The organism is Haematospirillum sp. H1815 (genome assembly GCF_012102705.1).
GTDB lineage: Bacteria > Pseudomonadota > Alphaproteobacteria > Rhodospirillales > Rhodospirillaceae > Haematospirillum.
The window spans coordinates 135,839-154,379 of sequence record NZ_JAAVTA010000003.1 but is presented as its reverse complement, the minus strand read 5'-3'; the positions used below and the strand labels follow the sequence as shown (position 1 = coordinate 154,379).

General features: G+C 56.0%; 19 protein-coding genes. 9 read left to right on the top strand and 10 right to left on the bottom strand.

Annotation, left to right across the window (positions count from 1 at the left end):
• Nucleotides 1–83 precede the first annotated feature (83 nt).
• Nucleotides 84–560 carry a helix-turn-helix domain-containing protein gene (locus HEQ60_RS04535; protein ID WP_209315410.1) on the bottom strand — a complete coding sequence of 159 codons (477 nt, stop codon included), beginning with the start codon at nucleotides 558–560 and terminating at the stop codon, nucleotides 84–86.
• A gap of 52 nt (nucleotides 561–612) precedes the next feature.
• Nucleotides 613–816, bottom strand: coding sequence for a hypothetical protein (locus HEQ60_RS04530; protein WP_168069945.1), 204 nt, complete (start codon nucleotides 814–816; stop codon nucleotides 613–615).
• 398 nt (nucleotides 817–1,214) lie between these two features.
• Between HEQ60_RS04530 and HEQ60_RS04525 the strand changes: the two genes are divergently transcribed.
• Nucleotides 1,215–1,904: a helix-turn-helix transcriptional regulator gene (locus HEQ60_RS04525; protein ID WP_168069943.1), complete on the top strand. Its 690-nt coding sequence runs from the start codon at nucleotides 1,215–1,217 to the stop codon at nucleotides 1,902–1,904.
• Nucleotides 1,905–2,010: 106 nt separating this feature from the next.
• Nucleotides 2,011–2,640 carry an acyl-homoserine-lactone synthase gene (locus HEQ60_RS04520; RefSeq protein WP_168069941.1) on the top strand — a complete coding sequence of 210 codons (630 nt, stop codon included), beginning with the start codon at nucleotides 2,011–2,013 and terminating at the stop codon, nucleotides 2,638–2,640.
• A 41-nt stretch (nucleotides 2,641–2,681) separates the two neighbouring features.
• On the opposite strand, the gene HEQ60_RS04515 is transcribed toward HEQ60_RS04520, so the two are convergent.
• The 5 genes from HEQ60_RS04515 to HEQ60_RS04495 form a co-directional block, all read right to left on the bottom strand.
• A complete protein-coding gene (locus tag HEQ60_RS04515; protein WP_168069939.1) occupies nucleotides 2,682–3,425 on the bottom strand; it encodes a helix-turn-helix transcriptional regulator in 744 nt (247 codons plus the stop codon).
• Nucleotides 3,426–3,588: 163 nt separating this feature from the next.
• Nucleotides 3,589–4,458 (bottom strand): 3-hydroxybutyryl-CoA dehydrogenase, encoded by an 870-nt coding sequence (locus HEQ60_RS04510; RefSeq protein ID WP_168069936.1) that lies wholly within the window; start codon nucleotides 4,456–4,458, stop codon nucleotides 3,589–3,591.
• A gap of 200 nt (nucleotides 4,459–4,658) precedes the next feature.
• Nucleotides 4,659–5,594 carry an electron transfer flavoprotein subunit alpha/FixB family protein gene (locus HEQ60_RS04505; protein ID WP_168069934.1) on the bottom strand — a complete coding sequence of 312 codons (936 nt, stop codon included), beginning with the start codon at nucleotides 5,592–5,594 and terminating at the stop codon, nucleotides 4,659–4,661.
• 1 nt (nucleotide 5,595) lies between these two features.
• Nucleotides 5,596–6,345, bottom strand: coding sequence for an electron transfer flavoprotein subunit beta/FixA family protein (locus HEQ60_RS04500; RefSeq protein WP_168069932.1), 750 nt, complete (start codon nucleotides 6,343–6,345; stop codon nucleotides 5,596–5,598).
• A 148-nt stretch (nucleotides 6,346–6,493) separates the two neighbouring features.
• Nucleotides 6,494–7,093 carry a cob(I)yrinic acid a,c-diamide adenosyltransferase gene (locus HEQ60_RS04495; RefSeq protein ID WP_168069930.1) on the bottom strand — a complete coding sequence of 200 codons (600 nt, stop codon included), beginning with the start codon at nucleotides 7,091–7,093 and terminating at the stop codon, nucleotides 6,494–6,496.
• Between the two features lie 121 nt (nucleotides 7,094–7,214).
• On the opposite strand from HEQ60_RS04495, the gene lptG reads away from it, so the two are divergent.
• The 3 genes from lptG to HEQ60_RS04480 are packed head-to-tail and all read left to right on the top strand — an operon-like array spanning nucleotide 7,215 to nucleotide 10,580.
• Nucleotides 7,215–8,324 carry an LPS export ABC transporter permease LptG gene (gene lptG, locus HEQ60_RS04490; protein ID WP_322099291.1) on the top strand — a complete coding sequence of 370 codons (1,110 nt, stop codon included), beginning with the start codon at nucleotides 7,215–7,217 and terminating at the stop codon, nucleotides 8,322–8,324.
• Nucleotides 8,325–8,331: 7 nt separating this feature from the next.
• Nucleotides 8,332–9,855 (top strand): ArnT family glycosyltransferase, encoded by a 1,524-nt coding sequence (locus HEQ60_RS04485; protein ID WP_168069927.1) that lies wholly within the window; start codon nucleotides 8,332–8,334, stop codon nucleotides 9,853–9,855.
• Nucleotides 9,852–10,580, top strand: a complete 729-nt coding sequence (locus tag HEQ60_RS04480) for a phosphatase PAP2 family protein (RefSeq protein WP_168069925.1) — start codon at nucleotides 9,852–9,854, stop codon at nucleotides 10,578–10,580. The genes HEQ60_RS04485 and HEQ60_RS04480 overlap by 4 nt, the downstream gene beginning before the upstream one ends.
• Here the strand turns inward: HEQ60_RS04480 and HEQ60_RS10850 are convergent.
• Nucleotides 10,535–11,884, bottom strand: coding sequence for a S1C family serine protease (locus HEQ60_RS10850; RefSeq protein ID WP_168069923.1), 1,350 nt, complete (start codon nucleotides 11,882–11,884; stop codon nucleotides 10,535–10,537). The two genes, HEQ60_RS04480 and HEQ60_RS10850, sit on opposite strands and share 46 nt — an antisense overlap.
• Before the next feature lie 207 nt (nucleotides 11,885–12,091).
• Here HEQ60_RS10850 and HEQ60_RS04470 point away from each other — a divergent pair, with 207 nt between their 5' ends.
• Together HEQ60_RS04470 and HEQ60_RS04465 are read left to right on the top strand one after the other, a co-directional pair.
• Nucleotides 12,092–12,421, top strand: coding sequence for a phosphoribosyl-ATP diphosphatase (locus HEQ60_RS04470; protein WP_168069920.1), 330 nt, complete (start codon nucleotides 12,092–12,094; stop codon nucleotides 12,419–12,421).
• Nucleotides 12,422–12,475: 54 nt separating this feature from the next.
• Nucleotides 12,476–12,838: a histidine triad nucleotide-binding protein gene (locus HEQ60_RS04465; RefSeq protein WP_168020832.1), complete on the top strand. Its 363-nt coding sequence runs from the start codon at nucleotides 12,476–12,478 to the stop codon at nucleotides 12,836–12,838.
• Nucleotides 12,839–12,851: 13 nt separating this feature from the next.
• Here the strand turns inward: HEQ60_RS04465 and HEQ60_RS04460 are convergent, their stop codons facing one another.
• A complete protein-coding gene (locus tag HEQ60_RS04460) occupies nucleotides 12,852–13,835 on the bottom strand; it encodes a hypothetical protein (protein ID WP_168069918.1) in 984 nt (327 codons plus the stop codon).
• A 136-nt stretch (nucleotides 13,836–13,971) separates the two neighbouring features.
• Nucleotides 13,972–15,117 (bottom strand): GTP cyclohydrolase II, encoded by a 1,146-nt coding sequence (gene ribA, locus HEQ60_RS04455; RefSeq protein ID WP_168069916.1) that lies wholly within the window; start codon nucleotides 15,115–15,117, stop codon nucleotides 13,972–13,974.
• A 212-nt stretch (nucleotides 15,118–15,329) separates the two neighbouring features.
• Between ribA and HEQ60_RS04450 the strand changes: the two genes are divergently transcribed.
• Together HEQ60_RS04450 and HEQ60_RS04445 are read left to right on the top strand one after the other, a co-directional pair.
• Nucleotides 15,330–16,022, top strand: coding sequence for a response regulator transcription factor (locus HEQ60_RS04450; RefSeq protein ID WP_066133514.1), 693 nt, complete (start codon nucleotides 15,330–15,332; stop codon nucleotides 16,020–16,022).
• A gap of 104 nt (nucleotides 16,023–16,126) precedes the next feature.
• Entirely contained in the window at nucleotides 16,127–18,541 is a 2,415-nt protein-coding gene (locus tag HEQ60_RS04445; protein ID WP_168069914.1) for a DUF4175 domain-containing protein, read from the top strand.

Genomic DNA, 18,541 nt, shown 5'->3' with positions numbered 1-18,541 from the left:
ATGGAATGCCGGTTTTACCCGAAGAAACAGGTGCGCGCAAAGCCTTGTCGGTTTTTCTTCAGAACCAGGAGGCCTGTTGTGTCTTATCCTGCGCGGCGCTTGGTTTCCTTGTGAGCTTTTGGTGTTTCCTTTTCTGTGTCCTGCTGTATGTCGGCCAGAACGCGCGTCAGATCAAAAACCCGGCGCCGGACAGACTTTTTGTCAATTTTGCTGTAGGCAATCAGCAGAGCCACCGACTCACGGCTCAGTTCCGGAACGGCCTCTTGCTGGTGTATCTCGTCGCGGGACAGGGCATCGGGCAGATCATCAAAGAAATAGGTTACCGGAACCCCCAGAGCCTGGCTGATATCCCACAGGCGGGATGCGCTGATACGGTTTGTTCCTCGTTCGTATTTCTGGATCTGCTGGAAGGTCAATCCTAACGCATTGGCCAGAGTGGTCTGGCTGATGCGTTGTACGGTGCGGCAAAAACGGACCCTAGCGCCAACGTGAATATCAACCGGGTTTGGTTGACCTTCGCCGTACCCATAGGAATTCTCGGTTTTCATCGACGTTTTCATTGTTTAATGTCCCCATCGTTATTGTTTAATGTGAAAAGTGGTGTCATAGTACCTACGGTCGTGAAGCCGTATAGCGGTTCAGGGCATCGGCGATGGTTTGTGCGACGGCTTCGTTTTCATGAGCCGACAGTGTGCAGACCGGGTTTCCGAAGGTCATGGCCAAAAGGCGCCCGTCGGTGTCGTACTGGCAGAACGTACTACGGTAGACACAGCGTCCGTGTGCGTAGAACGGTTGTTCAGTGTTGTGGTTGTTCATGGTCTTTTTCCTTGGCACACCTCCCGTGTTCACCCGTTACAGCATGGTCAATTGCACAGCACGCCGCCGCCCCGACGGCCGAGACGCGGGGCGCGGATACAGCTTCGAACAAAGCAGATGAAAGAAGAAGGCTGTGTACAGACGGGTGCCGGCCGTCTGCAGAGGGGCGGGCACGTTCTCATCGGGTATAATCAGGTCTCTTGCTCATGGTACCAAATATGTTTTTCTCTTTTCCTGCTGACAGGCGGGTGGGGTATGTGTGCAGCCAAAACTTCGGTAGAAAACGTCCGCCCCGGTTGATACGATGCTGCCGTTACAGCGCAGGAATGTGTCGCTACACCATCATGCAGTGACAGAAATTGCAAGTATTTCCAGCGCCTTGTCAGGGAATTATTTTGGTGGTTGAAGACGTTAAAAATTTAACAGCTTGTAAAAACAAGGACGAGTTGTTTGACAGCCTCTGTTCCATTGCATCTGGTCTGGGGTTCGAGTTTGTTGTTTTTGCTGGTGTTATAGGCGATGACAGTGGGTCTTCTCTTATGGGTTACCCGTTTGTCCTCAGTTCTTATCCAGTGGAGTGGAGGCAACGATATACGGAGCGCGCTTACCATGAGATAGACCCGGTGGTTAATCTAACGCCCGTTACGTCAACCACATTGCACTGGGGTGAGTTGCGTGGCCTGAAGTCTGACTTCTTTGATGAAGCATCGTTATTTGGTCTGCGTACTGGATTTTCGATACCGATTCAGGTGCCGCGGCGGGTTTATCTTTTCAGTTTTGCCACCGCAAGAGACGAAGTGGTCAGCGAGGATGCCCAAGCGGCTCTTGAAGGGCAGTCTTTCGTCTTTATGCAGACGTATATGCGCAGGTTTTCTCGGGCACAGACTTCGATTAGCCTTCACGATAAGACGCTCAAGGTTCTGCATATGTCGCTGGCGGGAGTCAGTACGGTCGATATCGCGGACTCTCTCGGCATAACGGTTCACGGCGTGTCGTGGCATTTGCGCGAAGCTCGGGAGAAGCTGCATTGCCAGACGACGCTACAGGCCTGTGGCAAAGCCTTGGCTTTGGGGCTTATAACGCTTTAGATTTGGGTATGGCACTATGTTGGCTGCCTTTTATTCGGAGGGCCAAGGGGGTGCGAAAGAATGGTACCGCTTCACTAGGGGGGCGGAAGTTTCGGGTACGTTGTCTTTGCATGAAGATGTTGTTCCACGTCTTCATGATATGCAGTTCCGCCTGATTCGTTGGGACAACATATGGGAGAATGCAGGCTTGTGGCAAGACTATCACAGGCTGCGTCATGATATCTTTGTCGGCCGTCGCCGCTGGTATGTGCCCAGTCATCAGCGATGGGAATTCGATCAGTATGATAATACGAGAGCGCTCTATTTAATCATTGAAAGAGCCGAAGAGTGTATCGCTTGCGTTCGTTTTATCCCGACGATCTATCCTTATATGCTTGAGAATCATTTTCCTGATTTGATGGGGTGCGCAATCCCCAAGAGTTCCTCTGTATGGGAATTGACGCGTCTTGGCGTTAAAAGGGAGCTTGCCCCCAAAGTGCGCCGCCTTGTCTTGCTGTATCTATTGCGGAGCAGTGTTCTGACTGCTTTGAATGAGGGCGTCAGGACTTTTCTGGCCGTTGCGCCTGTTGGGATCTTTACCAGAACTTTTGCAATGAATGGACTGCCTGTATCGATTTATAAAGACCGAGAGAGATGCGTGGGAGGTGAGAAACTGGTTGCCGCAAAGATATCATTCAACAGTAGATCGCTGATATCAATATCTACAGATATTTATGATTCCTATTCTCATTTATAGCTACAGTCACGTTCTCTTTGGTGATGCTTGGATTGCCTACTCTAGACAGTATTCCCCATGCCGTAAGATGAGTGTGCTGATATTTTTCTTCTAAGATACTGTGCAACGTAATACTCGCTTATTCCCAGATCACTGGCGATCTGGGTTCTGGACAGGCCGGACAGGGCCATCTGAAGAACTTTGTCGTATGTTTGCTCCGGGGTGCTTGGCTCCGGTAGCTGGCGGCGGTCAGCACGGGTATACTTCTGCAGAAAGTTAAAGGCCATGCTTTCCAGGGTAGACCGTGCTTCAGCGCTGATAGCTGTGTTCCGGCTGGTGGCAAAGCTCATCAAATAAAGCCGACCGGCGATGGTAACGGGGATTGATAGCCCGGCCCGCAAGCCGAACGTCGATGCCTCGTTGAAAAAATCGGTATTCAGGGCGCTCACGGTCTTCCAGTCCAGGGTAGTTTCGCTGACGGGCGCCAGATAAACCACCGGGTCGATCGTGTGATAAGCCTTTTGTACATATCTCTGGACCCATGCGCTGGGATAGGACGCTGCAATAATGGGACAGCCTGTCTCTGCCATCACGGCATCTTCGCCCTCGATACCGCCAAAGGCGGCAAACTCGAACCCCAGTGCTGTGCAGTTGGTCAGCAAATCCTGGAATAACAGGCTAATATCTTTGTAGGAGTTTACGATTTCAAACCGTTTGACCGCTTCCACAACCACTGCCCCCTGTTCTGCCAACCCGGCAGACACATGGCACTGACTATGACGCAGGGCAAACGTTCCGGCTGGCATTCTTGTGTGTTCTCAACACAAAAAATACCAGCTTACATTATGAATTCCAGAGAAATATTTAAAATACTCTTATAGGGTGTTTGCGTGCCGTGTACGCCTTTTGTCTCGACTGAACAAAAGCGGGGTATTCAATCCAATAAAGGATGTAAGGTATTTGCGACTTCTAGCGGGTCGGGACCGGTTTTTCCCCGGAATAGTCATAGAACCCGCGGCCGGTCTTGCGGCCCAGCCATCCCGCTTCTACATACTTCACCAACAGCGGACAGGGGCGGTATTTGGTGTCGGCAAGTCCTTCGTGCAGGACATGCATGATGGCCAGGCAGGTATCCAAGCCGATAAAGTCTGCCAGTTCCAGCGGCCCCATCGGGTGGTTGGCCCCAAGGCGCAGGGCATTGTCAATGGACGTGACCGACCCCACTCCTTCATAAAGCGTATAGACAGCCTCGTTGATCATGGGCAGCAGGATGCGGTTGACGATAAACGCCGGGAAATCTTCGGCAGAAACGGCTGTTTTGCCGATCTTCCCGGTAAATTCGTGCACCTTGCGGAAGGTTTCTTCGTCCGTGGCAATACCACGAATCAGCTCCACCAGCTGCATAACCGGGACCGGATTCATGAAGTGCATGCCCATGAAACGGCCGGGGCGGTCGGTTGTGGCGCCAAGTCGTGTGACTGAAATCGATGATGTGTTGGTGCACAAGATGGCGTCGGGCTTGAGAGTGGCGCAGACGGCGGCAAAAATCTTGCGCTTGATTGACTCATCTTCCGTCGCAGCTTCGATGACCAGGTCGGTATCCGGGAATGCTGTGGTGGTGGACGTGCTGATACGTGTCATGGCGGCCTTGACCTCGTCCTCGGTCAGGTTTCCTTTTTTCTGCTGGCGCCCAAGATTGCGTCCAATCAGGTCAACCGCCTTGTCCAGTTGCTCTTGGCTCAGGTCAACCAGCTTGACGGTATAGCCTGCCACAGCGCAAACGTGGGCAATGCCGTTTCCCATTTGCCCTGCCCCGACAACACCAACGGTCTTGATCATGACCAGGCTCCCCTTCCGGTCTGTAATGCCGTACCCGCTGCCGGCGCCTGCATCATATCAAATCAGAGAGGTGTATCAATGGTCAGTACTGCTTATACGTGTTTTCCTGTGGTGCCGGGCTGCATATGGACGGGATAATACAAGAAAAGGGGGAGCTGTCTGCTCCCCCTCTGGTGGCTTGTTGTTGACGGGCGCTGTGTTCAGCGGGACAGCTCTTTCTCAAGCTCGGGCAACGCCTGGAACAAGTCTGCCACCAGGCCGTAATCAGCAACCTGGAAAATGGGTGCATCCTCGTCCTTGTTGATGGCGACAATGACTTTGGAATCTTTCATGCCGGCCAAGTGCTGGATAGCCCCGGAAATACCAACGGCTATGTAAAGCTCCGGCGCTACAATTTTCCCGGTCTGACCGATTTGAAGATCGTTGGGGACAAAACCAGCATCGACCGCAGCGCGTGATGCCCCGATTGCTGCGCCCAGCCGATCGGCTACAGCTTCAATCAGTTTGAAGTTCTCGCCTGATTTCATGCCGCGCCCGCCCGAAACAATCACCCGGGCCGAGGTCAATTCCGGCCGGGCCGAGCTGGACAGCTCTTCCCCCAAGAATGTTGACAGGCTGGGATCCTCACCCGGCGCCAAGGCTTCGATGCTGGCATTTCCGCCTTCCGGGGAAGCCGCGTCGAAAGACGTGGTGCGGACGGTTATGATCTTGAGCGTATCGTTGCTTTGCACGGTTGCCATGGCATTGCCGGCATAGATGGGCCGTTCAAAAGTATCCGGGCTGATGACGGCAGATATATCAGACAGCATTGCCATGTCACTTAGGCCAGCCACCCGTGGCATGACGTTTTTCCCCGATGTGGTGGCTGGTGCCAGAATGTGGGTGTATCCCCCGGCCACGGAATGGATCAGCGTCGCAAGTGGTTCGGCCATCGCATGGGCGTAGCAGGGTGCATCGGCTATCAGAACCTTTGTGACGCCTGCAATACGGGATGCTGTCTGCGCAACCCCGGCACAGCCCGAACCTGCAACCAGAACATGGATATCACCGCCAGCCTTCGTGGCGGCAGAGACGGTGTGCAGGGTTGCGTCCTTCAGGGTCGTGTTGTTGTGTTCGGCAATAACCAGGACCGCCATGTCAGATCACCTTTGCTTCGGTCTTCAACTTGCCGACAAGCTCGGCCACATCCGCAACCTTTATGCCAGCCTGGCGCTTGGGAGGCTCGGTTACCTTCAGCACTTTCAGCCGGGGAGAAACATCAATGCCAAGATCTTCGGGCGTCAGGGTTTCAAGCGGCTTCTTTTTGGCCTTCATGATGTTGGGAAGAGAGGCGTAGCGCGGCTCGTTGAGTCGCAGGTCAACGCTGATCACGGCAGGCAGGGCTGTTTCAATGGTCTGCAGGCCGCCATCAATTTCCCGCGTGATTTTGGCCTTTCTGCCGGCAAGCTCCACCTTTGACGCAAAGGTTGCCTGCGGCCACCCGATCATGGCGGCCAGCATCTGCCCGGTCTGGTTGCTGTCGTCATCGATGGCCTGTTTACCAACAAGCACGAGATCTGGTTTTTCACGATCAACAATGGCCTTTAGTGCCCTGGCAACGGCCAAGGGCTGAAGATCAATGTCTGTCTGAACCAAGATGGCGCGATCGGCCCCCATGGCCATGGCGGTGCGCAGCGTTTCCTGGCAGGCGGAAATTCCGAGAGAAACGGCAACAATCTCGGTCACGGTGCCAGCCTCCTTCATCCGGATTGCTTCTTCCACCGCAATTTCGTCGAAGGGGTTCATCGACATTTTAACGTTGGCCAACTCAACGCCGGTTTCATCTGTCTTGACGCGAACCTTCACGTTGTAGTCCACGACCCGCTTTACTGCCACAAGGACTTTCATCTGCTCTTCCCTGCTCCGCTTTCGGTCTGTTTTCTGCCCCCTCTGCCTGGAACATGCCGGGCACACGATGTCCGGTATTTCCTTGCAGGGCCAGACACTCTATCGTCTGTTCTGTCCACGCGCCAAGGGTTTGTTCCGCGCTTCCTGCTCAACGGTTCTTGTGGTCTGTTTCATTCTGGCGATTGGCCCCGGGGATCCACAGGACATCGCCGTTTTTCTCCACATTCGCGTGGCGGGCCAGGACGAAGAGATGATCGGACAGGCGGTTTGTATAGGACAGGGTGCACGGGTTAATGGTCTCGCGCAGGGACAGGCCAACGATAAGTCGCTCTGCCCTTCGTACAATGGTTCGAGCCATGTGAAGGTGCGCGGCCATTGGTGATCCACCGGGCAGGACAAAAGATTGCAGGGGGACAAGCCCTGCATTGATCTGGTCGATTTCTCGCTCCAGCCGCTCTACGTGTTCATCGGTGATGCGCAGGGCTTGTATTGGCGGGTCACTTTCAGGCATGCACAGGTCAGCCCCAAGATCGAACAGGTCGTTCTGAATCCGGCCCAGCATGCTGTCAAAAAATGCGGCCTGATTCCCTGAGGAATACAGGCGGGCAATCCCGAGCGCGGAGTTCGCCTCGTCGATGGTTCCGCATACATCGACCCGTGCGTCGGTCTTGGGAACCCGTGCCCCGTTTCCAAGTGAGGTCTTGCCCTTGTCGCCGCTACGGGTATAGATGCACGTAAGCTGTACCATTCGTCATGTCCCCGGGGGCTGTGAGAGGGTATAACGGCCAAGAGCCATGGTGGCCCCGGTCCGGTTGGTTTTAGACAAACTTATTGCCAACCCCGCATTCTTGTCACGGGAAAGGAAGTCAGTGCTGCGTCTCCATACCACATTGTCCCTGTATATCGGGCGCCATTTTGCCATGGCGTTGCTGGGGACGCTGGCTGTTATCCTTGCGCTGGTCCTGATGCTTGATTTCGTGGAGCTTTTGCGGCGTGCTGCCGGGCGCGATGCGGGGGCGGATGTCTTGTTCGGCCTGTCCCTTATGAAACTGCCGACCATGGCCCATCAGGTGCTGCCTTTTGCCGTTCTGGTGGGGGGTATGATTGCCATGTGGCGGCTCAGTCGCAGTCATGAGCTGATCATTATTCGCGCATCGGGTGTTTCGGTATGGCAATTTCTTGCCCCGATGGTTCTGTGTGCCGCTGTTGTCGGAGTCCTGGATGTAACAGCGGTCAATCCGCTCTCGTCCGCTCTTTACCGAAGCTATGAGAAGCGCCTTGACGAGGTCTGGATGCCTGCACGGGCTGGTGCATTCAATCTGTCAGAATCGGGCATGTGGCTGCGTGAACCTGTCACGGACGGAGGGCAGACGGTTGTGCACGCCGGGCACGTCCGTCAGGATGGCGATGTTTTGCATATGCGCGACCTGATGTTCATCATGCTTGACTCCCATGGGGTCCTGTACCGTCGCATTGATGCAGGCCAGGGCGCGATGAAGGACCGCGCCTTTATCCTCCGGGATGCCTGGATCATGGAGCCCAATCATCCTGGTGTCCGTATGGATGAAGTGCGCCTGCCGACCGGGATGACCCTTGCCCGTGTCCAGGAAAACTTTGCCAGCCCGGAAACTCTGTCGTTCTGGGATTTGCCGGGTTTTATACGCTTCTTTGAAACATCGGGTTTCTCGGCCCAGCGTCACTGGATGCACCTGCACGGCCTGTTGGCATCGCCAGTTTTGTTGTGCGCCATGGTCATTGTGGCGGCTGTGTTCTCGCTGGACCCTGATTTACGCTCTGGCCGGGGTTTGTCCCGTATTCTTGGTGCTGTCGGGGTTGGTTTTGTTCTTTACTTTTTTACCAGGTTGTCCTTGGCGCTGGGGTTGTCATCGGCGGTGCCCCTGTGGCTTTCAGCCTGGACACCAACGCTGGTGACGCTTTTGCTTGGAACAGCAACCCTTTTGCATCAGGAAGATGGTTGAACCTGTCATGACACGTGAGTCTTGTTGTCGGAACAGCTGGTCTTCCCCTGCATTCCGGGTTGCGTTGATGGTTGTTCTGGCTGTTACCGTGTGGCGTTTGTTCCAGTTGTTCGGGACGCCGGTTAACCTGTCGTTTGACGAAGCGCAGTATTGGAGCTGGTCAACGGATCCGGCGTTTGGTTATTTCTCCAAACCGCCGTTTATTGCCTGGGTTATTGCCCTGACGACCGGCCTTGGCGGTGATTCCGAGCCATGGGTCCGGATCGGGGCGACATTGGCCCATGCCGTGACCGCCCTGTTGGTGTACGGAATCGGGTTTGTCCTGTTTGACCGCGACCATGCGGATGCTGGGTCCGGACGCCGTTCGGTTGGTGTCTGGAGTGCGGTGATCTATATCACCTTGCCGGCGGTTTTCCTGTCATCGATGCTTGTATCAACCGATGCATTCCTGTTGATGTTCTGGGCGCTGTCTCTTCTGGGGTTGGCTTGCATTGTAACGGGCGGGTCTGCCTGGTGGTGGCTGGCTGTTGGTCTTGGTCTTGGCTTTGGCCTTTTGTCCAAGTACGCCATGGTCTTTTTCATTGTCTCGATTGTCCTGACACTACTTTGGCATCCGCCTTGGCGTCGCCTCCTGAGGTCTCCCGGATTGTGGGGGGCACTGGTTCTCGGAGCGGCGCTTTATGCGCCGAACATCTGGTGGAATCTGGCGCACGGGATGGCCAGTTATCGGCATACCGGGGATAATGTGAATCTTGGGTCTGATGTCTTCAATCCGTTGAATATGCTTGCATTCCTGGCCTCCCAGGCGGGGGTTTTTGGTCCGCTCCTGCTGGCGGTTCTGGTGCTTGCCCTTTGTGTTCCCGCACGGTCACGCTTGCACGTGGATTGGCGTTTCCGCTTCCTGGCGGCTTTCGTCGTGCCGGTTCTTGTGATCATGTCTGTGCAGGCCCTGATATCGCGGGCCAATGCAAATTGGGCAGCCCCGGCTTTTGTCGCTGCGGTTCCTCTTGTTGTGTCCTGGTGCTTGGGGACAGGATCCCGCGCGTGGATCTTGCGGGCATCAATTGTGCTCCATGTTCTGGTCGCATCCTTGGTCTATAACGCAGACAGTCTGGCCGCAGTCTTTGGTGTGCGGGTTCCCCCGGCACTGGATCTCCAGAAGCGTGTGCGTGGGTGGGACGATGCCGGTCTCTGGGTTCGTGAGCTGAAGGCACAGAACCCCGATCGGCCGCTGCTGTTTGATGACCGCAAGACCATGGCAACACTTTTGTACTACGCCCGCCCCTTGGCCTGGGACAGCTTCATGTGGCACCCCGGTGATGTTGTGCACAATCACTATGAACTGACGATGCCGCTTCCTGATGTGCCGGGCGGTCGCTTCCTGTATGTGACCCGCCATGATCCGGGGGTGTTGTACCAGCGGTTCCAGTCTGTTGAGCCTGTGGCTGTGTTCCGCTCTGCCGGGATGGCTGGAGGGACGCTGGAGTTGTCGGCGTGGTATGTGGACCATTTTCTGGGATATGTGCCATGAAAGTGCGGGCGTCATGCGTTTGGCGTGCTGGCATGCACCTGTCCTGGCTTCTGTTGTCCGCAGTTGTTTTCTGGACTTTTCCGGGCATTGATCTGGGTATCAGCGGGTTTTTCTGGACACCGTCCGACGGGTGGTTCCTGGCCCACGATCCCGTGCCCGAATTTGTGCGCAAGGATTTTCCCCGCCTTCTGATTGGTGGGGTTGTTCTTCTTGTGTGCTTATGGGGTATTTTGCGTCTGTGTCACCGCCCTTTGTCTTGGTTGACTGGGCGGGTCTGCGCCTATCTGGTGGTCAGTCTGGCAACTGGTCCGGGGCTTCTGGCCAATGTTCTGTTCAAGGAGAACTGGGGTCGCGCCCGTCCTCGCCAGATTATGGAATTTGGTGGTGACAGTGTGTTTACCCCGCCGTTTGTGATGACAGACCAGTGTATTTCAAACTGTTCCTTTGTGTCTGGTCATGGCGCACTTGGATTCTGGATGACGGCCCTGACCTTTGTGGTTCCCCTGCGGTGGAGAGGGCGGGTCTTCCTGATGACCTTTCTGGCCGGATCGGTTGTAGGCCTGGTGCGGATCCTGCAGGGTGGGCACTTTTTCTCCGATGTTTTTTATGCTGCTGTTCTGGTCATCGGGGTTAATTATCTTCTTGCGCACTGGATTTTGGGAATCAAAGGTCTCTCCTGTCAGAAATCTGGTACCTGCAGGTCTTCGTCGTCCCACCCATCTTGACGCGTATCATTGGGGTGACGAATTTTCAGGTTCAGGCATTGCAGGGCATCCCGGATGGGAATGAAGAAATTTAGCCCGCTTGACGCTTTCCCCGGTTTTTCACTGATGCCGATGACATTGCCAGAGGCATCAAGCAATGGGCCGCCGGAATGACCACCATGAATATCCGCATCGGCCTGAATGCGCTGGAGACCATGGGTATTATTGCCAAACCGGCTGATGATCCCGCGGCTGACGGTTCCGGCCATGGACCGGCTGCGGGGGGTGCCGATGGCATAAACAGGCTCTGCTATACGGGCTTGGCTTTGCCGGATTGGCAGGGGAAGATGCCCCGCCTTTTCGACCTGTATCAGGGCGACGTCCCGCGCTTCGTCATAACGTACGATATCGCCGGAGAATGTCCGACCGGTGTTCAGTGTGATACGTACAACGTCCATTCCTTCCACAACGTGGTAATTGGTCAGGATCAGGTCCGGGGCAATAAAGAAGCCTGATCCATGGTCAGTTCCATTGTCGATCGTGACAACAGACCGGCGTACATTCTCGACATGCTGATCAAGGGGTGTGTCAAAGAGAGAAACCGACGGCAGCCCTATCTCGTCTCCGGTTTTTGTAGCCAGTGCGCTGCTGCGGGTTGGGCGCGGAGCCATAACCAGACGGCGCATCCCCTCACTGGCGGCAAAGTTGCCGGCAGCCTGTGCAAATGCCTCGCCCACCAGAACGGCAGCAGCGTCAACGACGGGTGCCCGTAATGAAAAGAACCCGGATGTCCTGTCCTCGTACACGATCTTTCGTTCCACAACGGAAAGGACTTGCCAGTACACGCGAACGGTCCCGGATCCGCTTTGTGCATCCAGCCTGCTGCCTGTCCATAGATTGAGGGTGTCGCACAGGTTGAAACGAATGTCTTCGATCTGTGCGGATACCAGATAGACAGCCCGGGGCATGTTGCCGACCCGATCCCCGAACAGGTTCGCAGGGTCGCCGGTTACGGCATAGCCGGCCATGCTGAACTGTTCATGGAACATGTCGTTGAATTCAAGGCTCTTTATTTTCCGGCTTGTTGCGTCACCAGTCCAGTGGATCTGTCGTCCGCCGTCCACACATTCCAGCCCCATGCGGTATCCCCCGATCAGGCTGCCCCGGCGCACACGGATTGTTCCCTTGTGGAAACGAATGGGAGCCAGGACCGCATCTTCAGGAAAAGGGGGAGCGTTGGCGTAGGGAACCTTATCAACCTTGATGCCGTCCACGCAGCCGGCAAGACCGGCCACTGCGACCATTGCCAGCAGTCTGTATCTCACGTTATGCCCCATATTTATAATTGATGATAGAAGTATAGTCTTTTACAAACAATCTCAAGGATCGTTTGCGGGGCTATAGTGCCAGAGCCGTGGATACGACCTGCCGGTTCTCGCTTTTCCGGTACGGTACGTATAACATTGTGGTTTCGTGATGAGACCCTGCTACCCGGGCGGTGTGCAGGGTATGTATACAAGGACATGCGTGCAATGGCTGAAGGCAGCCCGGATATTCTGGAGAACCTGTTTGCCCTGATCAACAGCCGGAAGGATGCTGATCCGGAAAGTTCTCATACAGCAAGGCTTTATGCCAAGGGGCGCAAGAAAATAGCCCAGAAGGTTGGTGAAGAAGCGGTGGAAGTCGCTATTGCATCACTGGTGGAAAGCCGTGAGGACGTTGTCGGTGAGAGCGCGGATCTCCTGTATCACCTTTTGGTCCTGTGGTCAGACTGCGGTGTTATTCCGTCCGATGTATGGCAGGCCATGCATTATCGTTTCGGTGAAGATGGCATCGACGGGAAGAAGGCACGCCCGTTATAAGCTGACCAGGCGCCATGCTTTTCATGTTTGTTCCGGTGACGCAAGGAGACAACGATGAGTTACGATTCCGGTAATATTTTTGCCCGTATCCTGCGTGGCGAGGTTCCCTGCAACCGTGTCTATGAAGATGACCATGTTCTGGCCTTCCACGATGTCAATCCGGCCCGCCCGGTTCATGTCCTGGTCATTCCCAAGGGAGCCTATCGATCCGTCAACGAAATGGCTGCCGATGGCAAAGATGTGGAAATTGCCGCCCTGTTTCGTGCCATCGAGAAAGTGGCAGCCCTGACCAAGGTTCGTGACAGCGGTTATCGTGTGGTTTCCAATGTCGGTGCGAACGGTCATCAGGAGGTGCCGCATCTGCATTTCCATGTCCTTGGCGGTGGGCCGGTTGGCCCCATGGTGAAGCGGGACTGATACCGTCTTGTCTTTATCGGGGGAGCTGGTCTGCCTTTCGGTAGGCCTCGCTGGCCTTGTGCAGGGCGGGCATTTCAGCGCCCGTTCCATGCGCAGAGATTCCCGATTGTAGTAGGTTGACCGCTACAGGAGACGTTGTGGTCAAGGATACAAGGCCCTGGGCTTCAAGGGCTTTGCGCTGCTGGGCTTTGCTGTCTCCCTTGTCTCCGTTGTTGTCTTCGTGCCGTGTGGCTGACTTCTCTTTCTGGTCCATGTTGTGTCGTGGGGTGGCTTGCGGTTCTGGTGTTGGCGCAAGGTGTGAGGATTCGCGTACCAATTGCTCCAGGGCCGTCATGGAGGAAACCTCACCCATCGGGCGGATGGCCGATGCCGGAATGCGGGATGGTGTAATCGGTCTGGATGTTTTTGGCATGACGGCTGTGGCTGGATGGGCAGGAAACATGCGCACGGGGGTGATGATTGCGGTCGCATCAGTTGCGGCCATTGATGGCCCGGTAACGGTCTGTGTTGCTGCAGGCTCCGGGATTGGGGAGTATGAAGATACGGCTTCATCTTCTGTCTCGGTCGGGGAGACAGTCTCTTCCTTGACGGATGCAACCTGGGCCTCTGCTGCCTTGTTGTTCCGGATGGCGTTTTGTCCTGCATCTTCGCCATTGAACATGGCTACGACGTGCTCATCGATCGGGGCACCTGTAATTTCTGCTACCCCGACATCAAGGGCGGCAAGACCAAGCCCGATCGGGCCAAAGAACAAGGCCCCACCGGCCAGTTTTGCTTCACCCCGGATTGTATCTCCGGTCAATTCCCGGTACAGACTTCCAACAATTGGTATGTGCTGCAGCGGGTTCACGACGTCCAGGAAATCCCAGAAGGACAGGGAATTTTCATCCGTTGCCTCGGCTGAGGCGCTTGTGGCGACAGTTCCCCCCCCGGGTTCCATGCTGATACCCGGTAGATAGGGGGCATTGTTCCATCCTTCATACGGACTGACGGGCATGGTCCTGTTTGCCTTGTCCTGACAGTATGCTGCCCTTGGGTAATGCAACGATTATGCCATTTTGCCCAGGGCGCCTTGCCGCGCAGTATGGTGGCGTAGATCGTTTTTGTCGGTCGGCAAAATGTGCCGCCTGGTCCTAGAGGATGTGCCCACCTTTTTCGGCTTTGGTTCGCAGATAGGACAGGTTGTGCACGTTGCTGGCAAAGACGTGGGCCACACGTTCATCAATGCGGATGCCATGACGGGCGAGCGCGGCAACCTTGTCAGGATTATTTGTCAACAGACGAACCCGGCTGAAGCCCAGTTGCAGAAGCATTTCGGCGGCAGGCAGGAACAGGCGCTCATCATCATGGAATCCCAGCTGCCCGTTGGCATCCATGGTGTCAAACCCACGGTCCTGCAAATGATAGGCGCGTAGCTTGTTGACCAGGCCAATACCCCGGCCTTCCTGTGCCAAGTACAGAAGAACCCCGCTTCCCTCGTGGGCGATGACATCGATAGCCCCGCGCAGTTGGTCACCACAGTCGCAACGCAGCGACCCCAGCAGATCCCCGGTGAAACATTCCGAGTGCAGACGTACCAGCACGGGTTGTTCCGGATCCGGGTTTCCGATGATGATGGCCAGATGCTCGATTCCACCATCGGCTGGGCGGAAGGCTACGATACGGGTGTTCTCGGCACCCTGCAGCGGAACCCGGGCATCCCCAACCGGGCGAAGACTGCGGGCTGCCGCCGGCAGGTAGGACAGGATATGGGTACTATCAACGGTCAGAAGGTCGCGCTCGGCAGCCCAGTGTCGTATATCGGTATGCCCGTGCAGAGGAGTGGCCACCACAACAGGCAGCAGGCGCGCAATCTTGGCCAGAAGGACGGCAGCGTGTTCCAGACTTTCCGGTGCTCCTTCATGCATGGAGTTTTCCGCACATGCCATCGCCGGGCGGGCATGGTCTGTTCCGTGTACGGGATCACCAAGCATGGTCACCTGATCGACCGTAAGAGGGGTGGGAGACCGGAACGCTATGACTGGTGCGTCTGTTGCCTCGTACCCAAGAGCCTCTGCCCGTCGGCCTGTCATCAGCAGAGCCGGCGCTGTATCTATCAGATGACCAAAGCGTTCCAGGCTTTCTTCTGTAAGTGTTTCGGCTGACTGGATCAGCAGGCCTTTCCCCGTAAGATCTGTTAAAACAACAGTGCCACCGCGCCGGAACTCGGCAACAACACGGTCCACGGCCACAAGGGCAGACGGAGGTGGAGAACTGGTGGGTGGGACGGGTCTGGTCATGCTGGAATGTCGGAATCCTGACTACCGGGTCGGGTCATGGATGACCCGGTTTGTAGAAGAAAGTGGTCACGGGCTTGGCGTCCGCGCTTCCCGATGGTAGATAGGACAGTATTGGCGTTGTGAAAAGACAGTGTTTTTGCACTGGCGGGAATTTTTCCCCGGTTACCCCCGCATTTGTAGCGTGTTGTCTTGAGGCAGAGGAGTGTCCGCCCATGGCCGATGGCCGTTTTATACTCCTTGTTGATGATGATGTGGTTCTGCGGCGCACTCTTGCGATGCAGCTTCAGGACCAGGATGATATTGCCACTGTAACCGAAGCGGCTTCAGGGGGTGAGGCAATCTGTGCCGCGACATCCTCCCCTGTTCCGCTGGATCTTATTTTGCTGGACCTAGGCCTTCCGGATATGGACGGGCGTGATGTCTGTCGCCAGTTGAGGGCAGGGGGTGTGCGCTGCCCTATTATTATGCTGACAAGTCTTGATAGTGAATACGATACGGTAACGGGCTTGGAAGCCGGGGCTAATGACTACGTGACCAAGCCGTTCCGTATGGCTGTGTTGCTGGCCCGTCTCAGGGCGCATATGCGTCAGCACCGTCAGTCTGATGATGCTGTGTTTGCTGTTGGCCCCTATCGTTTTGTGCCTGCGTCAAAGATGTTGGAAGAAGCTTCGGGGCGGAAGATTCGCCTGACGGAGAAAGAAGCTGCAATCCTCAAGTATCTGTACCGGCAGGGGCGGGCAGTGGACCGGGAAACCCTGCTGCATGAGGTGTGGGGATATAATGCCGCTGTCAGTACTCATACGCTGGAGACTCATATCTACCGGCTGCGTCAAAAGATTGAACCTGTCAGCGGCGAGACAACCCTGTTACTGACTGAAGAAGGGGGATATCGGCTCAGCCCCTGATATTCCGTTACTTTTCAGGATTTCGGCACCTTGTGATGGTCTTGTTTGTGACAGCGTGCCTGCGCCGTCTTCGTCCTTGATGGATGGCCTCGTAAACTGGGGGCATGATGATGCCCCTGCTGATTCTGCCCCGCATCCTGCAATGGCGGCTGTTCCTGTCCTGGCTCTTCCTGCTTTGGGAACGTCTATGGCAGGCATTGTGGATACCTTGGTCTGTTGTTCTCGGATTTATCGCACTGTCCCTTCTGGGGGGGATACCGGCCTCCGGAACCGGTTGGCATCTGGTGTCGTTCATCCTGTTTCTGGTCATTCTTGTGTTTGCCTTGTGGTACGGGCTGTCCAGTTTTTGCTGCCCAGACATATGGGATGCCTTGCATCGCCTGGAGCGTGGGCATACAGCACGGCCTCTGACTGCCCTGTGTGATCGTCCGTTTGTTGTGCTTGATCCCGCAACGCATGAACTCTGGCAGAGGCATCACCGGCAGATGCTGTTTGAAGCCGGGTTCTTGCAGGTATCCTGGCCTGCTCCCCATATCGCGGACCGTGATCCTCTTGCGGTCCGGGCGGTTCCGGTCCTGGCCCTGGCGGTTGGTTTATTTGTCTCTGGCCCCCAGTCTGCAGACCGTCTGTCTGCGGCCCTGACGCCATCCTTGACCGGATCCCTGAGTGCCGAGATTTGGATAACACCCCCGGAGTATACCCGGTTGCCCTCTGTTCGCCGGGTTATGGACGGGGGCACGCTTGATGTACCGGAGGGAAGTTCCCTTCTGGTCCTGGTTCATGGCCCCGGTCTGCCGGTCGGGTATCTTGGTGATACCCCTGTTCCCTTCGAGGACAGTGGCCATGATACAGCCCGTATGACAGCTCTTTTAACGGATGATGCCGGATCTGGTATTGAACTCCGGATACAGCGCGGGCTTTGGTATAGCGCCAGGCAGAAGTTGGCCATCCTTCCGGATACACCACCGTCTGTTGCAGGAGGATCCCTTGTCGCGGCCACGACACCGGATGGTCCGGACCCCCGTCTTTCGTTGCATGTTGCTGCTGCTGATGATTACGGCGTGACAGAAGCCCGCCTCGAATTGCGTCGTCCGGGGGAGCCGGAAATGGATATGGACTTTGTTGCCCGTTCCTATCCACTTCCTGTTCCCGGTTTGCCTTCGCCCCATGTTGATACCACCGTTCTGTTGGATCTTGCTGGGCATCCCTGGGCTGGGCACGATGTTGAGGTCAGGGTGTTGGTTTCTGACGGGGCCAGCCACACAGTATCTTCAGACTGGTATGCAACGCATTTGCCAGAGCGGCAGTTCACGCATCCGGTCGCGGCTCTTCTGGCGTCGGCCCGCAAGATTCTTTTCACGGGGTCACCTGCACAGAAAGCAGAGGTCTGGAGACGCCTTGATGACCTGTCCCTCAGGCCGGATGATTTTGGTCAGGACCCAGTTGTCTTTCTTGGGTTGCGGATTGCGGCATTGCGTTTGTCACCTGCCTTTGCTGTGCATCCACCTGAATCTGTGGCCGATCTTCTCTGGAACCTGGCCTTGCGGATAGAGGATGGCACCATCGACAATGCACGAACCCAGCTGGAGCAAGCCAGGCTGGATCTTCTTAATGCAGGGGATCCCAAGGCGGTGGCGGATGCCATCAACGCGGTTCGTCGTGCCCTTGTGTCTCTGCTACAGGACATCGTCGGCCGTGGTGGTGGATTGTCTTTGGATGAGCTGGATGAGTTGGCGGACTCCCTTGGACCAAATATTCAGGCTGGTGACCTTGCCTTGGAGAAGATGCTGGCTGAACTGGAAGAGCTGACCCGCCTGGGGGCACAGGATGCCGCCCGTGCCCTGGCCGAGCATGTTGATGCTGTGCTCTCCGGATTACGGAATGCGCGCTTTTCGTCGGCATCCGGCGAGCTGCGGGACATGAGGGATATCATGACCGGGTTTGACCGTCTTGTCCGGGGCCAGGAGCAACTTCTGGAAGATACCTTTTCCACAATGGCAGAAGGGACAGCCCTGCCGTCTGTAGCACGCCATTCCGGGTTCTGGACTTTCCCTGCCGCAGAGTTGGCGGGGCGGCAGGAAAGCTTACGCGGTCAGCTGCGGGCACTGGGCGGGCAGGTTGGCCGTAAAACCGGTTCGGTTCCGGAATGGTTCGGTGTTGCCGGGGATCATATGGATACGGCATCCCGTGCGCTGGGTGAATCCCGTCCTGATCTGGGGCAGCAAGCTCAGGGGGAGGCATTGGAGGCTTTGCGCCAGGCCCGTCGTGATGTTTCACAAACCATGATGCAGAACCTGGGGCAGACAATTGGCCTCTTGCCGGCTTCTGCGGGGGCAGGGGGGCTGGATCCGGCAGGACGTCCCGGTGAAGGCATGACCCTTCATGGTGAGAAGGTCCCGACCAAACCGGAACGCACCCGGGCGCGTGACCTTCTGCAGGAGCTGCGACGGCGTGCTGCCGAGGGCAATCTGGATCGTCAGGAGCAGGACTATCTGCAGCGCTTGATCCGGATGTTCTGA